17 protein-coding genes are annotated in these 18,281 nt (G+C 37.7%); 2 read left to right on the plus strand and 15 right to left on the minus strand.

What is annotated here, in order from left to right:
- Window positions 1–49: 49 nt before the first annotated feature.
- The 14 genes from greA to LAU42_RS06780 form a co-directional block, all read right to left on the minus strand.
- Window positions 50–526 (minus strand): transcription elongation factor GreA, encoded by a 477-nt coding sequence (greA, locus tag LAU42_RS06715; RefSeq protein WP_086042796.1) that lies wholly within the window; start codon window positions 524–526, stop codon window positions 50–52.
- A 21-nt stretch (window positions 527–547) separates the two neighbouring features.
- Window positions 548–1,168: a uridine kinase gene (gene udk, locus LAU42_RS06720; protein ID WP_224182865.1), complete on the minus strand. Its 621-nt coding sequence runs from the start codon at window positions 1,166–1,168 to the stop codon at window positions 548–550.
- A complete protein-coding gene (locus LAU42_RS06725; RefSeq protein WP_224182866.1) occupies window positions 1,168–2,430 on the minus strand; it encodes a peptidase U32 family protein in 1,263 nt (420 codons plus the stop codon). Before LAU42_RS06725 ends, udk begins: the two co-directional genes overlap by 1 nt.
- A 23-nt stretch (window positions 2,431–2,453) precedes the next feature.
- Window positions 2,454–3,377: a peptidase U32 family protein gene (locus tag LAU42_RS06730; protein WP_224182867.1), complete on the minus strand. Its 924-nt coding sequence runs from the start codon at window positions 3,375–3,377 to the stop codon at window positions 2,454–2,456.
- An 11-nt stretch (window positions 3,378–3,388) separates the two neighbouring features.
- Window positions 3,389–4,012, minus strand: a complete 624-nt coding sequence (locus LAU42_RS06735) for an O-methyltransferase (RefSeq protein ID WP_224182868.1) — start codon at window positions 4,010–4,012, stop codon at window positions 3,389–3,391.
- Window positions 4,013–4,187: 175 nt separating this feature from the next.
- Window positions 4,188–5,324: an endolytic transglycosylase MltG gene (gene mltG / locus LAU42_RS06740; RefSeq protein WP_224182869.1), complete on the minus strand. Its 1,137-nt coding sequence runs from the start codon at window positions 5,322–5,324 to the stop codon at window positions 4,188–4,190.
- Between the two features lie 15 nt (window positions 5,325–5,339).
- Complete coding sequence (locus LAU42_RS06745) at window positions 5,340–5,651, minus strand: DUF1292 domain-containing protein (RefSeq protein WP_224182870.1); 312 nt, start codon at window positions 5,649–5,651, stop codon at window positions 5,340–5,342.
- A gap of 15 nt (window positions 5,652–5,666) precedes the next feature.
- The gene (ruvX, locus tag LAU42_RS06750) at window positions 5,667–6,086 is read right to left on the minus strand and encodes a Holliday junction resolvase RuvX (RefSeq protein WP_224182871.1); all 420 of its coding nucleotides are present in this window, start codon (window positions 6,084–6,086) and stop codon (window positions 5,667–5,669) included.
- On the minus strand, window positions 6,079–6,324 hold the full coding sequence (locus LAU42_RS06755; RefSeq protein WP_224184767.1) for an IreB family regulatory phosphoprotein: 246 nt from the start codon (window positions 6,322–6,324) through the stop codon (window positions 6,079–6,081). Before LAU42_RS06755 ends, ruvX begins: the two co-directional genes overlap by 8 nt.
- A gap of 79 nt (window positions 6,325–6,403) precedes the next feature.
- The gene (gene alaS, locus LAU42_RS06760) at window positions 6,404–9,028 is read right to left on the minus strand and encodes an alanine--tRNA ligase (protein WP_224182872.1); all 2,625 of its coding nucleotides are present in this window, start codon (window positions 9,026–9,028) and stop codon (window positions 6,404–6,406) included.
- 248 nt (window positions 9,029–9,276) lie between these two features.
- Window positions 9,277–11,667: an SF1B family DNA helicase RecD2 gene (gene recD2 / locus LAU42_RS06765; RefSeq protein ID WP_224182873.1), complete on the minus strand. Its 2,391-nt coding sequence runs from the start codon at window positions 11,665–11,667 to the stop codon at window positions 9,277–9,279.
- A gap of 2 nt (window positions 11,668–11,669) precedes the next feature.
- Entirely contained in the window at window positions 11,670–12,329 is a 660-nt protein-coding gene (locus LAU42_RS06770; RefSeq protein ID WP_224182874.1) for a tetratricopeptide repeat protein, read from the minus strand.
- A 100-nt stretch (window positions 12,330–12,429) separates the two neighbouring features.
- Window positions 12,430–13,545: a tRNA 2-thiouridine(34) synthase MnmA gene (gene mnmA, locus LAU42_RS06775; RefSeq protein ID WP_224182875.1), complete on the minus strand. Its 1,116-nt coding sequence runs from the start codon at window positions 13,543–13,545 to the stop codon at window positions 12,430–12,432.
- 11 nt (window positions 13,546–13,556) lie between these two features.
- Window positions 13,557–14,684 carry a cysteine desulfurase family protein gene (locus LAU42_RS06780; RefSeq protein ID WP_224182876.1) on the minus strand — a complete coding sequence of 376 codons (1,128 nt, stop codon included), beginning with the start codon at window positions 14,682–14,684 and terminating at the stop codon, window positions 13,557–13,559.
- Between the two features lie 170 nt (window positions 14,685–14,854).
- Between LAU42_RS06780 and LAU42_RS06785 the strand changes: the two genes are divergently transcribed.
- The gene (locus tag LAU42_RS06785; RefSeq protein ID WP_224182877.1) at window positions 14,855–15,850 is read left to right on the plus strand and encodes an LLM class flavin-dependent oxidoreductase; all 996 of its coding nucleotides are present in this window, start codon (window positions 14,855–14,857) and stop codon (window positions 15,848–15,850) included.
- Window positions 15,851–16,511: 661 nt separating this feature from the next.
- Here LAU42_RS06785 and cymR read toward each other — a convergent pair.
- A complete protein-coding gene (gene cymR / locus LAU42_RS06790; protein ID WP_224182878.1) occupies window positions 16,512–16,934 on the minus strand; it encodes a cysteine metabolism transcriptional regulator CymR in 423 nt (140 codons plus the stop codon).
- Between the two features lie 81 nt (window positions 16,935–17,015).
- On the opposite strand from cymR, the gene LAU42_RS06795 reads away from it, so the two are divergent.
- The gene (locus tag LAU42_RS06795; RefSeq protein WP_224184768.1) at window positions 17,016–18,281 is read left to right on the plus strand and encodes a replication-associated recombination protein A; all 1,266 of its coding nucleotides are present in this window, start codon (window positions 17,016–17,018) and stop codon (window positions 18,279–18,281) included.

Genomic DNA, 18,281 nt, shown 5'->3' on the forward strand with positions numbered 1-18,281 from the left:
CCATATAAAAGGTTCAGAGGAAATCCTCTCAACCTTTTTCAACATTTATTTAGCTGATTTCAACAATTTTAACGCGCATTTCATTACCGTTTGGAAGTGGTACGTTAACTTCATCGCCAACTTTTTTACCAAGTAACGCTTTAGCGATTGGTGATTCATTTGAAATTTTACCTTCAAATGGATCCGCTTCAGCACTACCGACAATTTTGTATGATTCTTCTTCATTACCTGGAACTTCAGTAAATGTTACTGTACGACCGATTTGAACTTCAGACTTTGAACCATCATCTTCAATAATAACTGCATGACGTAACATCATTTCAATTTTCGTGATTTCCTGTTCAACGAAACCTTGCTCATCTTTCGCTGCATCGTACTCAGAGTTCTCCGATAAATCTCCGAAACTACGCGCTACTTTAATTTTTTCTACGACTTCAGGGCGTCGTACAGTTTTTAAATGTTCTAATTCAACTTCTAATTTGTCAAAACCTTCTTGTGTCATTGGGTATTCTTTTTGCATTTCCATAATTTGTCCTCTTTTCTCATTCTAAACTTGAATTAATGATTGTATTTTTGTAGTCATAATATCGATTGCGACTGAATTACTTCCACCTTCAGGAATAATAATGTCAGCATATTTTTTCGTTGGTTCTATAAACTGATTATGCATCGGTCTTACAACTGATAAGTACTGATCGATTACAGATTCCATCGTGCGCCCGCGCTCTTTAATATCTCTAACGATACGACGCAGAATTCTTAAATCTGCATCAGTATCAACGTAAATCTTAACATCCATAAGATCGCGAAGTTCACTGTTCTCCAGTGCAAAAATGCCTTCTACTATAATAACATCTTTTGGTTCAAATGTAATCGTTTTCTTACTTCTTGTATGATTTGAATAATCATATGTCGGCACTTCAACTGTTTCTCCATTACGCAGATCCTTTAAGTTTTGAATTAGTAATTCGTTATCAAACGCAAATGGATGGTCGTAGTTCGTTTTCAGACGTTCTTCAAACGTTAGATGATCCTGATTTTTATAATAGTAATCCTGCTCGATTAAAGCTACGCTATAACCTTCAAGATTCTTTAGTATCTTTGATGTTACGGAAGTTTTACCTGAACCTGATCCTCCCGCAATTCCGATTATTGTCGTTTTACGCATTAGTTCAGTTCCTTCCTCATCATATTCATCGGATAAACCGGATGATTAACTTTAATTTGTACGATTTGTAATGGATGACGTGCAGCATCAAGCACATTTCCTTCTTCATCTATAATTTCAGTTACCACTTGTCTGAAATTTTCAATTTCAGGACCGAAAAACTCAATTTCCTGCCCTGGTTTAAAGTTATTACGTTGCTGTATCGTCGCAATTTGAGTTGCTTCATCATAATCTAACACTAATCCACAGAAGTCATATGGAGTTTTCTTCGATTGTTCATGTCCGAACATCTGCTCTTCAAACCCTGGTACACCTTCAAAGAAAGCAGATGCTGTGTCACGGTTTGCACACTTATCAAGTTCCACTAACCACTCTGGATCAATTTTAAAGTTTTCCGGGTCATTAACATATGCATCAATTACTTTACGATATACTGAAACGACTGTAGCAATATAATGAATTGATTTCATACGCCCTTCAATTTTAAGCGAATCTACACCGATATCAATCATCTTCGGTATACTTTCGACAAGTTTTAAGTCTTTTGGGCTCATAGCAAATGGTGTTACGTTATCACCTTCATACGCTACATCAAGTTCACCATCATTTACTGTAATGAGGTCATAATCCCAACGACAGCTCTGACAGCAGCCACCACGGTTTGAGTCACGTGCAGTCATATGGTTACTTAATGTGCAGCGACCAGAATATGCGATACACATTGCACCGTGAATAAATGCTTCAATCTCGATGTCAATTTTCTCTTTCATTTCTTTTATTTCTTCTGCGCTCGTTTCACGTGCTAATACAACACGTTCTAAACCTTCAGACTTCCAGTATTCCACCGCTTTAACATTCGATAATGATTGCTGTGTTGATAAGTGGATTTCTAACTTTGGTGCTACGCGCTTACACGTCTCAATTATTAATGGATCTGCGACGATGATTCCTGTTGCACCCGCCCATTCTAACTTTTGTAAATATTCTTCTAAGCCAGGCATATTCTCATCATGTGCAATTATATTTGTTGTAATGTAAATTTTTGCGCCATAACGGTTCGCGAATTCAACGCCTTCTTTAATCTCTTCTATAGTAAAGTTATCAGCATTAGAACGCAGACCATACTCCTGACCACCTAAAAAGACAGCGTCAGCACCGTAATGCACTGCGATTTTTAATTTTTCGAGATTACCAGCAGGCGCCAGCAATTCCGGCTTTTTGATTTTAGGCTGCTGATTCATGATTTCCATTTCAGTTTTCATATTATCATTCCTTAATTTCCATTTTAGTAAACCGTTTGTTTAAATAAGAACCCTTGGTCCAGCGGTCGATGTTCAGGCTGAATCTCTTCAATCATATCAATTAAATCAAACTTTGCATCATCGTATAAATCAGGATTTTCCATATATAAATCGATTGCTTTACGGTACGCTTTCGTTACTGTCGTAATGTAATCTTCGCTATGCAATACGCCGTCAATTTTAAAGCTATCAATATTCGCATCTAGCAGTTCTTCTAACTCTTCTATTACACAAATATCATTCGGACTCATAATATGTGTACCGTTACTATCTTCAAAAATCGGATATTTATTGTTACGTTCTTCATCATATAAGAGCATTGCGTCCGCTTGCGCTCTGTTTTCAATCTTCATAACTTTATCCTGATACATAAAGTAGTTACCGAGTAAATTACGTTTAGACTGGAACATACATGTCATACCATGAACTTGTACTTCAATTTCTACATTTGCATGTGCTTTAATGTTTAAAACTTCTTCCAGCGATAATTCTCGTGCAAGTACCGCGCGATTCGCCCCACGTTCACCCCAGTAATTACACTGGAAATAATTCGTTACGAGCGTCTCCTGATTCCACTGCAATGGAATTGTATTCCCAAGTTCACGTGCATACATCACAATTGCCGGGTCACCGAAAGTAATCGCATCGATATCCAATGTATGCAAATACTTCATATAGTCTTCTACATCATCAAGATGTTCATTATGGAATAAGCCATTTACTGCGACATAAACTTTCTTTCCATGTGCGTGAATTTTCTCTGCAGCAAGTTTTACTTCTTCACGATTAAATTCTCCGGCAAGTCTTAAGCCAAACTTTGACTCACCGATTAAAAATGCATCTGCACCTGCTTCAATTAATGCATCAATATGTGTTAATGATTTCGGTGTAACTAATAATTCTGTCATTGTGTTCTCCTTTATTTCTTAATTGATATACTCATGCCATCGCCGATATCAAGAAAGTTTGTATCATAATCCGGGTGTTCACTTAACCACGCATTATATTTTTCGATTTTACGTACCATTTGTTTAATATTTCTACTGCGGACTATTTCGATATTACCGACAAAATCATGATATAAAATGTTATCCGTAATAATTAAGCCACCTTGCTTTACGAGTGGACTATACAGTTCAAAAAACTTCATTGACTGTGCTTTTGCCGCATCGATAAACAATATATCATACTGTTTATCATTTACATCATGAAATGCTTCCAGTGCATCTTTAAATATTGGTCTGATCTGCTTCGAATTGAACGCCTCAAAATTTCGCAACGCTGTTTCATACATCGTTGCATTGCGTTCAATCGTCGTCACATGAATCGCATCATTTACTGATGCAAAATGTAGTGCACTATAACCAATCGCTGTTCCGATTTCAAGGATTGATTGTGCTTTATGAATTCGTATCAATTGTTTAACAAATTCTACAGAAATCTTATCCATGATCGGCACTTCATTGTCAATTGCATATTGTATTAACGTATCTATATCATTTACTGGATTTAAATTACTGATATATGTTGCTTCTTTAATCATTTAAACAATCCTTTAACGAAAAAATTACCAACCACACGGCTGGTAGTAGAAAATTTATTTTCAAAGTATTGTATCACATTTTAGTAGAAAATGTAATAGGTAATTGTAGAACGAACATTATGTATATAATTAAAATCCGGTCAATGACGTTTCGTCACCATCCGGATTTTAATTATTAATTTTGTACACTATCGATATGTTTATCCTTTTTCTCTAAATGTTCATCTAATGTTTTAGAGAAATAGTTTTTTCCATCTTTATCTGCTAAGAAGTATAAGTAATCCGTTTTCGCCGGGTTTAGTACACTTTCCATAGATGCAATACCGCTCGTTGCAATTGGTCCTGGTGGTAATCCTGGGTGAATGTACGTATTATATGGCGATTCAACTTTCAAGTCAGCTTCATATGTTACTGCTTTATGCTTACCAAGCGCATATAAAACAGTCGGATCGGTTTGCAGCGGCATTTCTGGGTTCTCACCCATACGGTTAATAAATACTGAAGCAATTTTAGCACGATCTGTAAGACCTGTTGCTTCACGTTCAACGAGTGAACTGAATGTTAAAAACTCATGGAACGTAAGCTTTCTCTCTTTACCTGCTTCAGTAATATTGATGCCACCGTACTTATCCCATAAAGGAAATGCATGATGTTCCATTGCAGTAAGCATTTTATCTACTACTTGTTCAATCGTCGGATTTTCTTCTGTAAAATCATACGTTGCTGGGAATAAGTAACCTTCAAGTGGTGTTTTAACATCTTTTTTCAGTACATCATCTGAAATTAGTTTCGGATGTTTTTTCATCATCTTCTTCACGAACGTTTTATCGTTTACAGTTTTCATAAAATCTTCTTTAGAAATATCTGTCTTCTTAGACACGATTTCTGCGATTTGATCCATCGTAATCCCTTCAGGAATATTCATCTTGAATAATACCGGAAGATATACTTCACCTTTTTGCAGACTTTTTGCAATTTGTTCATAAGTCATAGAAGGTGAAAATTCATAATTGCCAGCCTGGAAGTTTGAAATATTATTAAACTTTAAGTAATACTTAAACATCTTGCTGTTTTTAATAATTTTCTTTTTCTCTAGCTTTTCTCCAATCATCGATGCCGACTCACCTGGTAGTACTTGTACTTTCGTTACTGACTTGTTACCAGGATCAAGCGGTCTCTGACTTGCATTAAAATATAGAAACCCTGCAATACCTAATATAACAGCTCCTAATAAAATAATACCTATGATAATAGAAGAAAGCAGTTTAGAGAAAGTTTTCGTATCTCTAATCTCTTTATTCCTGTTTGTCATTACAGTCTCCTTCTATTATTCGCCGTCAAAATTAGTATTAACAACTTCCTCAATCATATCCCATTCTTCATCTGTTTCAACAGGTAATAATTTACCACCTTCACCATCTTCACTTGGCTCGTTGATCATAGGAATTAATTCAATTTCTTCATCCTCATCTGCGCCTTCTTCAGCTAAGATAATGTAAGTTTTCTCAAATTCTGGGTGATAAAATTCTAAAAGCTTGCGGTATAATACTTCGTTACCTGCTTCATCAAATAAAGTTAATAATTCCTCTTCGTTATTAATATCTAAAGTCCCGTTGTTTAATTCGTTATTTTCTGTCATGTTTATCATCCTTTTCTATTTAGAGTTTAAGTATCCTTGCAGTATAAAAACTGCTGCCATCTTATCAATGACTTGTTTACGTTTTTTTCTCGACACATCAGCTTCAAGCAAGCTTCTTTCTGCACCGACAGTTGAAAGGCGCTCATCCCACATTACTATTTCAAGTGCAGGACATGCAGACTTTAATATTTCACTGAAGTGCAGTGAAGCTTCTCCACTAGGTCCAATCGTGTTGTTCATATTCTTCGGCAATCCAATTACCGCTGTCGTTACATTATGTGTTTCAATTATTTCTTTCAGTGCATCTATTCCATAATCTTCATTCGCTTCATCGATACGGAGTGTTGTCAAACCTTGTGCTGTCCATCCCATCGCGTCACTTAAAGCAACGCCGATTGTCTTTGAACCGACATCTAATCCTATAGATTTATTCATTTGTTTTCTCAGCGCTAATATAGCTTGAAACGAGTTGCTCCATAATTTCGTCACGATCTAATCTGCGAATCTGATTACGTGCATCATTATGTCTTGGAATATAAGCTGGATCACCTGATAGTAAATAGCCAACAATTTGGTTGATCGGACTATAACCACGTTCTTCTAACGTGTTGTAGACATTTAATAATACGGTGCGTACTTCTTCTTTCGGTAGTTCTTCGATATTAAACTTCATCGTCTTGTCAAATTCCACTTGAAACACTCCTTTTAGTATGACCTGATACACATTCATCATACTATAGATAACATTTTAATTACAATTGATTAATGTAAGTATTAACGAATTGTAATGCTTTCGTAACGTCTGATGGATTCGGTGCACCACCTTGAGCAGAATCCGGTCGTCCACCACCTTTACCTCCTGTTTCAGCTGCTACTGCTTTAATTAAATCACCGGCTTTTACTTTATCTGTTAAAGCTTTAGGTACGCTTGCCATGTAGCTCAGTTTATCTGTTGCTGCAACTAGGAAAATCACTGCATCCTGAACTTTAGATTTATAGTCATCCATTAGTTCACGTAACATTTTTGCATCCATTACTTCTACTTCTGTACTTAACACTTTAATACCGTTAATTTCTACAACATTATCCGCTATATTCCCCATCTTAAGCGATGAAATTTCTTTATTTAATTGAACGATTTGTTTTTCCTGTTCTTTAATATGTGAAGTCATTTCATCTACTTTTTCAGTTAACTGTTCTTTAGATTTCACTTTTACTACTGGTAACAAGGCGTCAATTGTCTGAACATACTCTGATAAATAATTAAACGCTGCTTTACTTGTTACTGCTTCTATACGGCGTACACCTGCACCTGTGCCTGATTCAGAAACAATTTTGAACAATCCAATTTCTCCGGTGTTACGCACGTGAACACCACCGCATAACTCTATTGAATAATCACTCATTTCAACAACACGCACTACGTCGCCGTACTTTTCGCCGAATAATGCCATCGCACCTTTCGCTTTCGCTTCATTAATCGGCATTTCATTAATTTCAACTTGAATGTTCTGCCATATTTTTTCGTTAACAATCTGTTCAACTTTCGCAATTTCTTCTTTCGTAACTGGTCCGAAATGAGAGAAGTCGAAGCGTAAACGTTCTGGTGTTACTAATGATCCTGCCTGGTTAACGTGGCTACCGAGCACATCCTTTAATGCCTGATGCATTAAATGTGTTGCACTATGGTTTTTTATGACAAATGTTCTAAATGATGCGTTAACTTCTGCTTTCACTTCAGATTTAGTAACTTTTCCGAAACGTACTTTACCAGTATGTAAGTTTTGACCATTCGGTGCTTTCGTAACTTCCGTCACTTCGATTTCAAAACCTTCACCTGTAACAATTCCTGTATCAGCTACTTGACCACCACTCACAGCATAAAATGGTGTTTCTTCTAATACGAACTGAATTTCAGAACGGTCATCAGCTTCTTCTACTTCAACACCATCCTGCAGTAATGCACTCATCACTGTTTGTGCTGTTAACGTGTCATATCCGACGAACTTGCTTTCAACATTAATGTTTGATAATACTTCGTTTTGAACTTGCATACTTTGTGTTTTCTGACGTGCTTCACGAGCACGCGTACGTTGCGCTTCCATTGCAACTTCGAATCCTTCATGATCAACTTTCACACCCGCTTCTAAAGCAAGTTCTTCTGTCAATTCAACAGGGAAACCGAATGTATCATATAATTTGAATACATCTTCACCCTTTAATACATTGTCGGAAGCTTTTGCACTTTCTTTCAATGCATTAAACTGAACTAATCCTTCTTCTAACGTCTCATGGAAACGGTCTTCTTCTGATTTTACAACTTTCTTAATAAAATCTTTATTTGAATCAACATCCGGATAATAAGGTTTCATGATTGATGCAACGATGTCTACAAGTTCATACATAAATGGTTTATTAATATCAATCTTCTGTGCAAAGCGCACTGCACGACGTAACAAGCGACGTAAAACATATCCGCGACCTTCATTTGAAGGCAGTGCCCCGTCTCCTATTGCGAAACTAACAGTACGAATGTGGTCTGCGATAACTTTGAATGCAACATCATCCTCTTTGTTGTCGCGATACTTGCGGCCAGAAATGCGTTCTGTCGCTTCAATGATCGGCATAAATAAATCCGTATCATAGTTTGTCGGAACATCTTGAGAGATTGACGCCATACGCTCTAATCCCATACCAGTATCTATGTTTTGCTTAGGCAGTGGAGAATACGTGTGATCAGGATTGTGGTTAAATTCTGAGAATACTAAATTCCATACTTCTAAATAGCGTTCGTTTTCGCCGCCAGGATACATCTCTTCTGCCGGATCATTTTGTCCGTAACTTTCTCCGCGATCATAGAAAATCTCTGTATTCGGTCCACTTGGTCCTTCACCGATATCCCAGAAGTTACCTTCAATACGTGTGATACGATCATCAGTTAAACCAATTTCATTCACCCATAAATCATATGCTTCTGTATCTTCAGGATGAATCGTTACATATAATTTTTCAGGCTCAATTGCCATCCATCGTTCGCTCGTTAAAAATTCCCATGCGAATAAAATTGCTTCTTTTTTAAAGTAATCTCCAATTGAGAAATTCCCAAGCATCTCAAAGAACGTATGGTGACGTGCTGTAAATCCAACGTTCTCAATATCATTAGTACGAATTGATTTTTGTGCATTCGTAATTCTCGGATTTTTCGGAATTACACGTCCATCAAAATATTTCTTAAGTGTTGCTACACCTGAGTTAATCCATAAAAGTGTATCATCGTCTATCGGCACTAGTGGTGCTGACGGTTCAACCATATGTCCTTTTTCTACAAAGAAATCTAAATACATTTGTCTTATTTCAGCAGCTGTTAATCGTTTCATCTTATCTTCTCCTTTAGTTTAAAAAAAATACACATTCGCCCTATAAAAGGGACGAACGTGTTCGCGGTACCACCCTAGTTATGACAAAGTCATCACTCATTCGTTATTCACTTACGATCATCAAAGTAGCTTCAGCAAATGTACGTCATATCTTTCACCGGCCGATATGTCTCTAAAAAGTACCGTCTGCTTACTCATCTTTAATGTTTACTGAATTACATAAATTATAAAAAATTAAGCATTAATCGTCAACTCATAAAATCATATGGTGAAATTTCCCCCATATTAATCATCGGATCAACAAGGTGCATATTGTTTTCTGTCATCTCACCGACATTAAACGGTAGTGCATTTCCACTGCGTTTATCATGAATATTATCTTCATCTTCAGTTTTGAAATAATCTATCAGAAACTGATAGAAGCTCGTAAATCTAGCGTTTCCGATACGTTTAATCCCTTCATTAAACGCCTGTACATCCCCACAAAATATAAGCGATTGCTTTGCGCGTGTTAAACCAGTATACAGTATGTTTTTCTGTAACATTCTAAAGTACTGATTGACGACCGGCATGATTACAATCGGGAATTCTGATCCTTGTGATTTATGGATAGAACAGCAGTATGCGTGCGTAACTTCCATTAAATCTGCTTTCGTATATGTTACTTCACTCCCGTCATAATCTACAATTACAACATCTTTATTGAGCGCATTCTCTGCTGCCATAAAAATACCTGTCACTTCACCGATATCTCCGTTAAATACATTGTCCTCTGGCCGATTGACAAGTTGCAGTACTTTATCACCAGTTCTGAAATATAAGTCGCCAAACTGCAGTTCACGCTTTTTCTCATCATTTGGATTTAATATTTCCTGCAGCACTTTATTCAATGCTCGTATACCGGCTGGCCCTCTGTATATCGGCGCGAGCACTTGTATATCGCGCATATCATATCCTTTTTTTACTGCACTGCGTACAATTTTCTCTATTACTTCCGGAATTTGATTGCTTGAGCACGGTATAAAACTTCTATCATTATAACGCTTCGTAATATCAAATGGCTCATTACGTTTAATTTGATGCGCAAGCTCAACGATAGATGAGCCTTCCTGCTGTCGGTACACTTCATTCAGTTCAATTTGCGGCATAATTTGTGCATCAATCATATCTTTAAATACTTGTCCTGGTCCGACTGAAGGTAACTGGTCCTGGTCACCGACAAAGATAATCTGTGCATCGTTTGGCACTGCTTTCATAAGCTGAAACATAAGCCACGTATCAACCATCGACATTTCATCGATAATGACGAGCTTCGCTGTTATCTCAGTTTCAAGAACATCATCAGGTTTATTCTCTCTCGTCCAGCCAATTAATCTGTGTATTGTCGTCGCTTCAAGTCCTGTTGATTCCTGAAGACGCTTTGAAGCACGACCTGTAGGTGCTGCAACTACAATTGGGAAATCCTGTCCATCATAATCATCATAATCAAGGCTTAAGCCATGAAGCTCAGCATATAAATTAACGATACCACGTACGACAGTCGTTTTCCCTGTACCAGGTCCTCCTGTTAAGATCATCAGTTTTGAATTCATCGCAGTAACGAGCGCATCTTTCTGACGTTCTGCATAACTTACTTCAAACAGTGATTCCAGTTCCCCGATTGCAAGCAGCACTTCAGACTGTTCAAACTGCTTAACTTGCTCTTTATGATTCATTAATCGATGCAATATCTGGACAGCTTTCGTTTCAGAGTAAAAGAGGCTCGGAATATAAATGTTCTTTTCATGATTAACAAGTTTGTGTTCCTCAGTCAGCTCAGTAAGTGCAATTACGAGTTTGTCGGGATCAACTTGACTACCATTTTTCGTCAGTAAATTAAAGCTCGTTTCAAGTAATACTTGATCTGGAATATAAGTATGTCCATTTTGAATTGAAGCTTGTTCAATCGTAAAAATCAGTGCTGCTTTCAGACGTTCGGGATGATTGTTATCAATACCTAGCTTACCTGCTAGTTCATCTGCCTTATTAAACCCGATTCCGTCAATATCTATGACGAGCTGATACGGGGATTCATTAATGATTTTTAATGTGTCTTCCTTATAAAACTGATAAATCTTCATCGCAAGCTGTGGCCCGAAACCAAATTCATTCAGCTGAATCATAATTTTCTCAATTGCCTGATTATCATATATCGTATTATATATTAAGTCTTTTTTCTCATCAGATAACTTCGGGATTTGGTCAAGACTCTTTTTATCATCAAGTATGATGTTTAATGCATCTTCTCCGAGCACTTCAACAATCGTTCTTGCCGTTTTCTTACCGACACCTTTAAACAAATCACTCGATAAATAATGAATAATACCGTCACGTGACTGAGGCATATCCTTCTCAAACTTATCTGCCTGTAACTGCTTTCCGTACTTCGGATGCGTTACAATCTTACCTGTAAACGTATATGTATCACCTTCAGCAATTTGCGGGAGATAACCTGTAATCGTAGCATCATCATCGAAATCTTCGTTTGATTCAATCACTTCTGCTTTTAGCACAGTATAGAAATTATCATTGTTATAAAATAATATTCTCGTTATTGTCCCTTTAACAAAGGATTGCTCAAACAAAGTCATATTTTCCAATGCTACTCCTCCTTTAGTAATTCAAATTGCTTTACAGCATGACCTGCAAGCATATGGTCCGGACTTACCTTTAAAACACTTTTAAAACCTTCTATCGCATTATCTGCATCTTCGTCAATCATATATTGAGCGAGCGTTAAATTATATAATGCATCCGCATGATTCGCATCCTGATCCATAACACGCTGTAACATATTCACAGCATCACGATACATACTCAGCTGACACATGACTAGTCCATACTGGAATGCAATTTCAGTATCCATATTATTTAGTTCATGCGCACGCATTAAATAAGGCAAAGCGCTATTCATGTCACCTAAATTAACGAATGACATGCCGAGCATATAATATGTATCCGCATCCTGTAGTTCATTTGCAACCGCCTTCTGATACAGTTTCACCGCTTCATCAAAACGCTCTGCATTATAATAAATATTCGCTAAACCGTAATATGCACCACCATGCTCCGGATTAACAGTAATCGCTTTCTGGAAGAAACGCTCTGCTTCTTCAAGTTTACCTGTATCAAACAAAATCGTACCAACATTAATATAGTGTGTTACCTCTTTTGGATCTGACTCAATTGCTTCAAACAGCAACTTTAACGCTTCTTCATAATTTTTATTTTTAATTAATTCCATTAACTGATTATCATTCATTGTATTACCTCCAAATAATAATATTATATCAAATTCCATCACAATAAATGAAATAACTGAATAAAATAATTTAAACAAAAAAAGAAGACAAAATTGTCTTCTAATTCTGAACTACATATTCTAATTGTCCTGACGTCTTATAAACGTCATCAATTGTTGCACCGCCGAGACAGACTTCTCCGTCATAAAACACAACAGCTTGTCCCGGAGTTATAGCACGAACCGGTTCTGCATACGTTACTTTAATTGTATTGTCATCAATTTTTTCAACAGTAACTTTCGTATCTTTCTGACGATATCTAAACTTTGCAGTACATTCTAGTGGTGTCGATAAATCAACAGGGTTTACAAACGATACATCTGATGCGATTAAGTAATCACTGTATAACGCTTCATGATCAAATCCTTGTTCAACATATAAAACGTTATCTTTTAAGTTTTTACCAACGACAAACCAAGGGTCTCCGTCTCCACCGATTCCTAATCCGTGACGCTGTCCAATCGTATAGTACATTAGTCCACTATGCGTCCCCATCAATTTACCATCTAACGTCTGCATTTCACCATTTTGTGCTGGTAAATATCCACTTAAAAATTCTTTAAAGTTGCGCTCTCCGATAAAGCAAATACCTGTCGAATCCTTTTTCTTTGCAGTTGCTAAATCATGTTTCAGTGCAATTTCACGCACTTCAGGCTTTTGAAGATGTCCGAGTGGGAACATGACACGTGATAATTGTTCATGCGTTAATTGGTTTAAGAAGTATGTCTGATCTTTGTTATTATCAACACCGCGCAGCATTTCAACACCGTTTTCTGTACGTCTTACTTGTGCATAGTGTCCTGTTGCAACATAATCTGCACCAAGTTTCACTGCATGCTCAAGAAATGCTTTAAATTTAATTTCTTTATTACACATCACGTCAGGGTTTGGTGTACGACCTTTTTTATATTCATCTAAGAAGTACGTAAATACTTTATCCCAATACTCCTGTTCAAAGTTTACTGCGTAATATGGTATATCAATCTGGTTACAAACACGTATAACATCTTCATAATCTTCAGTCGCCGTACAAACACCAAACTCATCTGTGTCATCCCAGTTCTTCATAAATATACCGATAACGTCATATCCTTGTTCTTTCAGCAGGAGCGCTGTAACCGAGCTATCAACGCCACCACTCATACCAACTACTACTTTTGTTTTACTGTTATCCATATTATCAATCCTTAATTTTTATAAATTTCCTGTATACTTTGTGCAATAAAATCAATTTCTGCTTCCGTCATCGTAAATGAGAAGCTAAAGCGAATTGATTGTTTCGTTCGTTTATCTTCACCAAACATTGCTGTAAGTACATGCGATGGTTCAATACTGCCTGCAGTACATGCTGATCCACTTGATACATATACTCCAGCCATATCTAAACGTGTTAACATAATCTCTACATCACTAAAAGGGAAGTAAAGATTAATAATATGCGGTAGCTGATTGTTGACATCTCCATTAACTTCGAATGGAATTTCGCGTTCAGTTAACGCAGTCATAAAGTAGGCCTTTAAATTTACGAGCTTCACATTGCGTTCTGTCATGCATTCGTGTGCTTCTTTAATCGCTTGTGCCATTCCAAGTATATATGGAATGTTTTCCGTACCTGCACGACGTTTCGTTTCCTGTGATCCTCCAAGCTGTTGATATTCTATATCTACGCCTTGTTTTACAAAGAGAATACCGACACCTTTTGGACCATATAATTTATGCGCTGTTAACGTGAATAAATCAATATTCAGCGCACGAAAATCAAGCGGCATATGGCCGACTGCCTGTACACCATCCGTATGAAATAACGCCTGATGACCCTTTAACAATTCACCAATTTCGTCAATGGGCTGAATTGCGCCAACTTCATTATTCCCGGTCATAATAGAAACGAGTATCGTGTCGTCGCGTAATGCATGCTTTAAATCTTCTATACTAATAACACCATTCTGATTAACGGGTAAGTATGTCACTTCAAACCCATCTTGTTCTAATTTTTCAAAGACGTGCAGTACAGCATGATGTTCAATTTGAGAAGTAATAAGATGCTTACCATTATGCTGGTGACGATATGCCGCCCCTTTAATCGCTGTGTTATTTGATTCTGTAGCGCCACTCGTAAAGATAATCTCTTTCGCGTCGACATTGAATTCACGTGCAATGTTTCGACGTGCATCGTCTAACAACTTACGTGCATCTCGACCAACTGCATGAATACTAGAAGCATTCCCGAACTGTTTAGTAAGTCCATCATATATAACTTGTGCTACAGTTGGAGAAACATGCGTCGTCGCAGCATAATCTGCATAAACTTTCATATTGAACATCCTTTCTATTTTTTCAATAACTTATATTAACACCCTTTGCATAAAAAAACTATAGTAACAACTTAATTGTATAATATATGTCACTTTAAGCAAATTTCTATTCATCGTTGCAAATGGAGTGTTAAACTAGCGATACATGAATAACAGTAGGAGGAATTACATTGGTAAATATTAAATTACCTGTTTCAATATTAAATTTAGCACCTGTCAGAAAAGGTTCGACGAATAAAGAAGCAGTAGAACAAATGACAGCACTCGCTCAACTTGCAGAAGAACTTGGATACAGAAGATACTGGATAGCAGAACATCACAATACCCCAAACTTAGTCAGCTCTGCAACGAGTATATTAATCAGTCACGTATTGCAGCATACAAATACTATTGAAGTCGGTTCTGGTGGCATAATGTTACCGAACCATGCACCACTAGTCGTGGCAGAACAATTCGGAACACTTGCTACAATTTATCCTGACCGAGTAAGTTTAGGACTTGGACGTGCACCTGGAACAGATATGATGACCGCAAGTGCATTGCGACGTGATCGACACGACAGTGTATACACTTTTCCGGATGAAGTAAAAGACCTGCTCCAATATTTTGGACCAGAAGAAAAACAAGGATTTGTTAAGGCATATCCAGGTGCAGATACAAATGTTCCGATTTATATATTAGGTTCATCTACAGACTCAGCACACTTAGCAGCACGATTAGGACTGCCATATGCATTTGCATCGCACTTTGCACCTGAACAGATGAAAGAAGCGATACAAATATACAGAAATTTATTTACACCGTCAGCATTTTTAAAAGAACCGTATGTAATGGTCGGAACAAATGTAATTATCGGAGAAACAGATGAAGAAGCAGAGTACTTAGCAACAACAATGCACCAAATGTTTTTAAGTATCATTCGAAATGCACGCATACCGATGCAACCACCTGTAGAAAATATGGACGCATTATGGAGCCCACAGGAAAAATTAATGGCAATGTCACGCACAGCGACTGGGTTTATCGGTTCAGAAACTACAGTGAAGAGACAGCTCGAAACATTTCAGGAAGAATTTAATGTAGATGAGTTTATTGCCGTAAGTTATATATATGACATTGAAAAACAACATGAAAGTTATCGTAAGTTTAAAGCACTAACTTCATAAATAAAACTCCCGGATCATGGATTCGGGAGTTTTATTTATGTGTTGGGGTTGTGTTTGTGAACTGGGTGGACGTCCTTGAGATTTGTATGTGGACTGACGATTGTAAGTGGCGAATTTGCTCGTTGTTCGGCACCTGGCACTCATAATTAGCTGTCACTACGCTCCTAGGTGGCGAACTTTTACGATGTTCGACACCTGGCACTCCTTTATAGCCGTTACGCCGTTCCTAGGTGACGAACTTTTAAATTGTTCGGCATCTGGCACACCTGAATAGCTGTCACTACGCTCCTAGGTGGCGAACTTTTACGATGTTCGGCACCTAGCACACCTGAATAGCCGTTACGCCGCTCCTAGGTGACGAACTTTTAAATTGTTCGGCACCTAGCACACCTGAATAGCTGTCACTACGCTCCTAGGTGGCGAACTTTTACGATGTTCGGCACCTGGCACTCATAATTAGCTGTCACTACGCTCCTAGGTGACGAACTTTTACGATGTTCGGCACCTGGCACTCATAATTAGCTGTCACTACGCTCCTAGGTGACGAACTTTTACGATGTTCGACACCTAGCACACCTGAATAGCTGTCACTACGCTCCTAGGTGGCGAACTTTTACGATGTTCGACACCTGGCACACCATTAACTCAAACACGCTCACCATTATATATAGAACATATACCCTTCTATCGGATTGCTCTCATTATAATGCATTAAGTCATACAAAGTCGTTTCATCCAGCACTTTCTTCACGGCATCACGAATATTAATCCATAACTGTTTCTGTGCCGGCGGTTCATCTTCAATCCCCTCAACTGGTGTAATCGGTCCTTCTAATAGGCGAATGATTTCGCTCGTCGTCACTTCTTTCGGATGTTTCATTAACTTATAGCCACCTCTTGCACCACGTACACTTTTAATAAGTCCCGCATTTCTAAGTGGTCCTACAAGTTGTTCTAAGTATAAGTCACTTAAATGATTTTCTTCTGCAATCGTTTTTAATGATACAGTTTCACCTTTATCGTATCGTTTCGCAAGCGATATCATTAACGTTAAACCATATCTTCCTTTAGTTGATATTTTCATAATGTAGATGCTCCTTTTCAATAAATCAATTTTATCACATTTTTATTCGAAATAAGGTACACTTTATATGAAAAGGGGCGGATTTTTTTGGAACCACTAGCATATAGAATGAGACCGAATACGATTGATGATATTATCGGACAGACACATCTCGTCGGTCCTCGTGGCATTATTAGACGTATGGTTGAGGCGAAACGTTTATCTTCAATGATATTATATGGACCTCCAGGCATCGGTAAAACGAGTATCGCACAGGCGATAGCAGGTAGTACGAATGTAAAGTTCAGACAACTGAATGCCGTAACGAATAGTAAAAAAGATATGCAGCTTATCGCTGAAGAGGCAAAGATGAGTGGCCAAGTTATTTTGTTACTGGATGAAATTCATCGACTCGATAAAGGAAAACAAGATTTCCTGCTGCCGCATCTTGAGAAAGGTAGCATTATACTCATCGGTGCGACGACGAGTAATCCTTATCATGCGATTAATCCAGCCATTCGCAGTAGAACTCAAATTTTCGAATTATATCCACACGGAGATAACGAAGTAAAGCAAGCATTAACACGTGCATTAAATGATGAAGTGAATGGATATGGTGATAAACATATTCAGATTGATGATGATGCTGTTTCACACTTTGTCCAAAGTGCTGCCGGCGATATCCGAACTGCACTTAATGCTTTGGAACTTGCAATTTTATCTGCACAAGATGATCCTGTTCATATAACGTTACAAGATGCTAAAGACTGTCTGCAGAAGCCAAGTTTTAATTTCGATTCTGATGGTGATATGCATTACGATATAATGAGCGCATTCCAGAAATCTATTCGTGGTAGTGATGTTGATGCAAGCCTTCATTATTTAGCACGCCTTATAGAAGGTGGCGATTTACCTACAATAGCAAGGCGACTGCTCGTCATCAGCTATGAAGATGTCGGACTTGCCTCACCAGGGGCTGGTGCGAGAACACTTGCTGCGATAGAATCTGCAGAGCGGCTAGGATTTCCGGAAGCTCGCATTCCACTTGCGCAAGCTGTAATAGAATTATGTTTAAGTCCGAAATCAAATTCTGGCATTAGTGCGATTGATCATGCACTAAAAGATGTTAAAACCGGTAAAGTCGGTGCGATACCGAAACATTTAAAGGATGCGCATTATCAAGGAGCTAAAGACTTAGGTAATGGTGTCGGCTATAAGTATCCACATAGCTTTGAAAGTGGGTATGTCGTGCAGCAGTACTTACCGGATACGCTTAAACATAAACAATATTATGAACCGAAAACGACAAGTAAAGCAGAACAACAGTTTAAACAAATTTATGACAATATAAAACGACAAAAGCGCTAA

This window comes from Macrococcus armenti (genome assembly GCF_020097135.1).
Classification (GTDB): domain Bacteria; phylum Bacillota; class Bacilli; order Staphylococcales; family Staphylococcaceae; genus Macrococcoides; species Macrococcoides armenti.

Excerpts from the sequence above, each read along its gene's own strand:
- cymR (WP_224182878.1), bottom strand. The coding sequence starts at position 16,934 with ATGAAAATATCAACTAAAGGAAGATATGGTTTAACGTTAATGATATCG.
- LAU42_RS06745 (WP_224182870.1), bottom strand. The coding sequence starts at position 5,651 with ATGACAGAAAATAACGAATTAAACAACGGGACTTTAGATATTAATAAC.
- mnmA (WP_224182875.1), bottom strand. The coding sequence starts at position 13,545 with ATGGATAACAGTAAAACAAAAGTAGTAGTTGGTATGAGTGGTGGCGTT.
- LAU42_RS06735 (WP_224182868.1), bottom strand. The coding sequence starts at position 4,012 with ATGATTAAAGAAGCAACATATATCAGTAATTTAAATCCAGTAAATGAT.
- LAU42_RS06780 (WP_224182876.1), bottom strand. The coding sequence starts at position 14,684 with ATGAAAGTTTATGCAGATTATGCTGCGACGACGCATGTTTCTCCAACT.
- LAU42_RS06725 (WP_224182866.1), bottom strand. The coding sequence starts at position 2,430 with ATGAAAACTGAAATGGAAATCATGAATCAGCAGCCTAAAATCAAAAAG.
- LAU42_RS06730 (WP_224182867.1), bottom strand. The coding sequence starts at position 3,377 with ATGACAGAATTATTAGTTACACCGAAATCATTAACACATATTGATGCA.
- ruvX (WP_224182871.1), bottom strand. The coding sequence starts at position 6,086 with ATGAATAAATCTATAGGATTAGATGTCGGTTCAAAGACAATCGGCGTT.
- mltG (WP_224182869.1), bottom strand. The coding sequence starts at position 5,324 with ATGACAAACAGGAATAAAGAGATTAGAGATACGAAAACTTTCTCTAAA.
- LAU42_RS06770 (WP_224182874.1), bottom strand. The coding sequence starts at position 12,329 with ATGAATGATAATCAGTTAATGGAATTAATTAAAAATAAAAATTATGAA.
- LAU42_RS06755 (WP_224184767.1), bottom strand. The coding sequence starts at position 6,324 with ATGAAGTTTAATATCGAAGAACTACCGAAAGAAGAAGTACGCACCGTA.
- udk (WP_224182865.1), bottom strand. The coding sequence starts at position 1,168 with ATGCGTAAAACGACAATAATCGGAATTGCGGGAGGATCAGGTTCAGGT.
- alaS (WP_224182872.1), bottom strand. The coding sequence starts at position 9,028 with ATGAAACGATTAACAGCTGCTGAAATAAGACAAATGTATTTAGATTTC.
- greA (WP_086042796.1), bottom strand. The coding sequence starts at position 526 with ATGGAAATGCAAAAAGAATACCCAATGACACAAGAAGGTTTTGACAAA.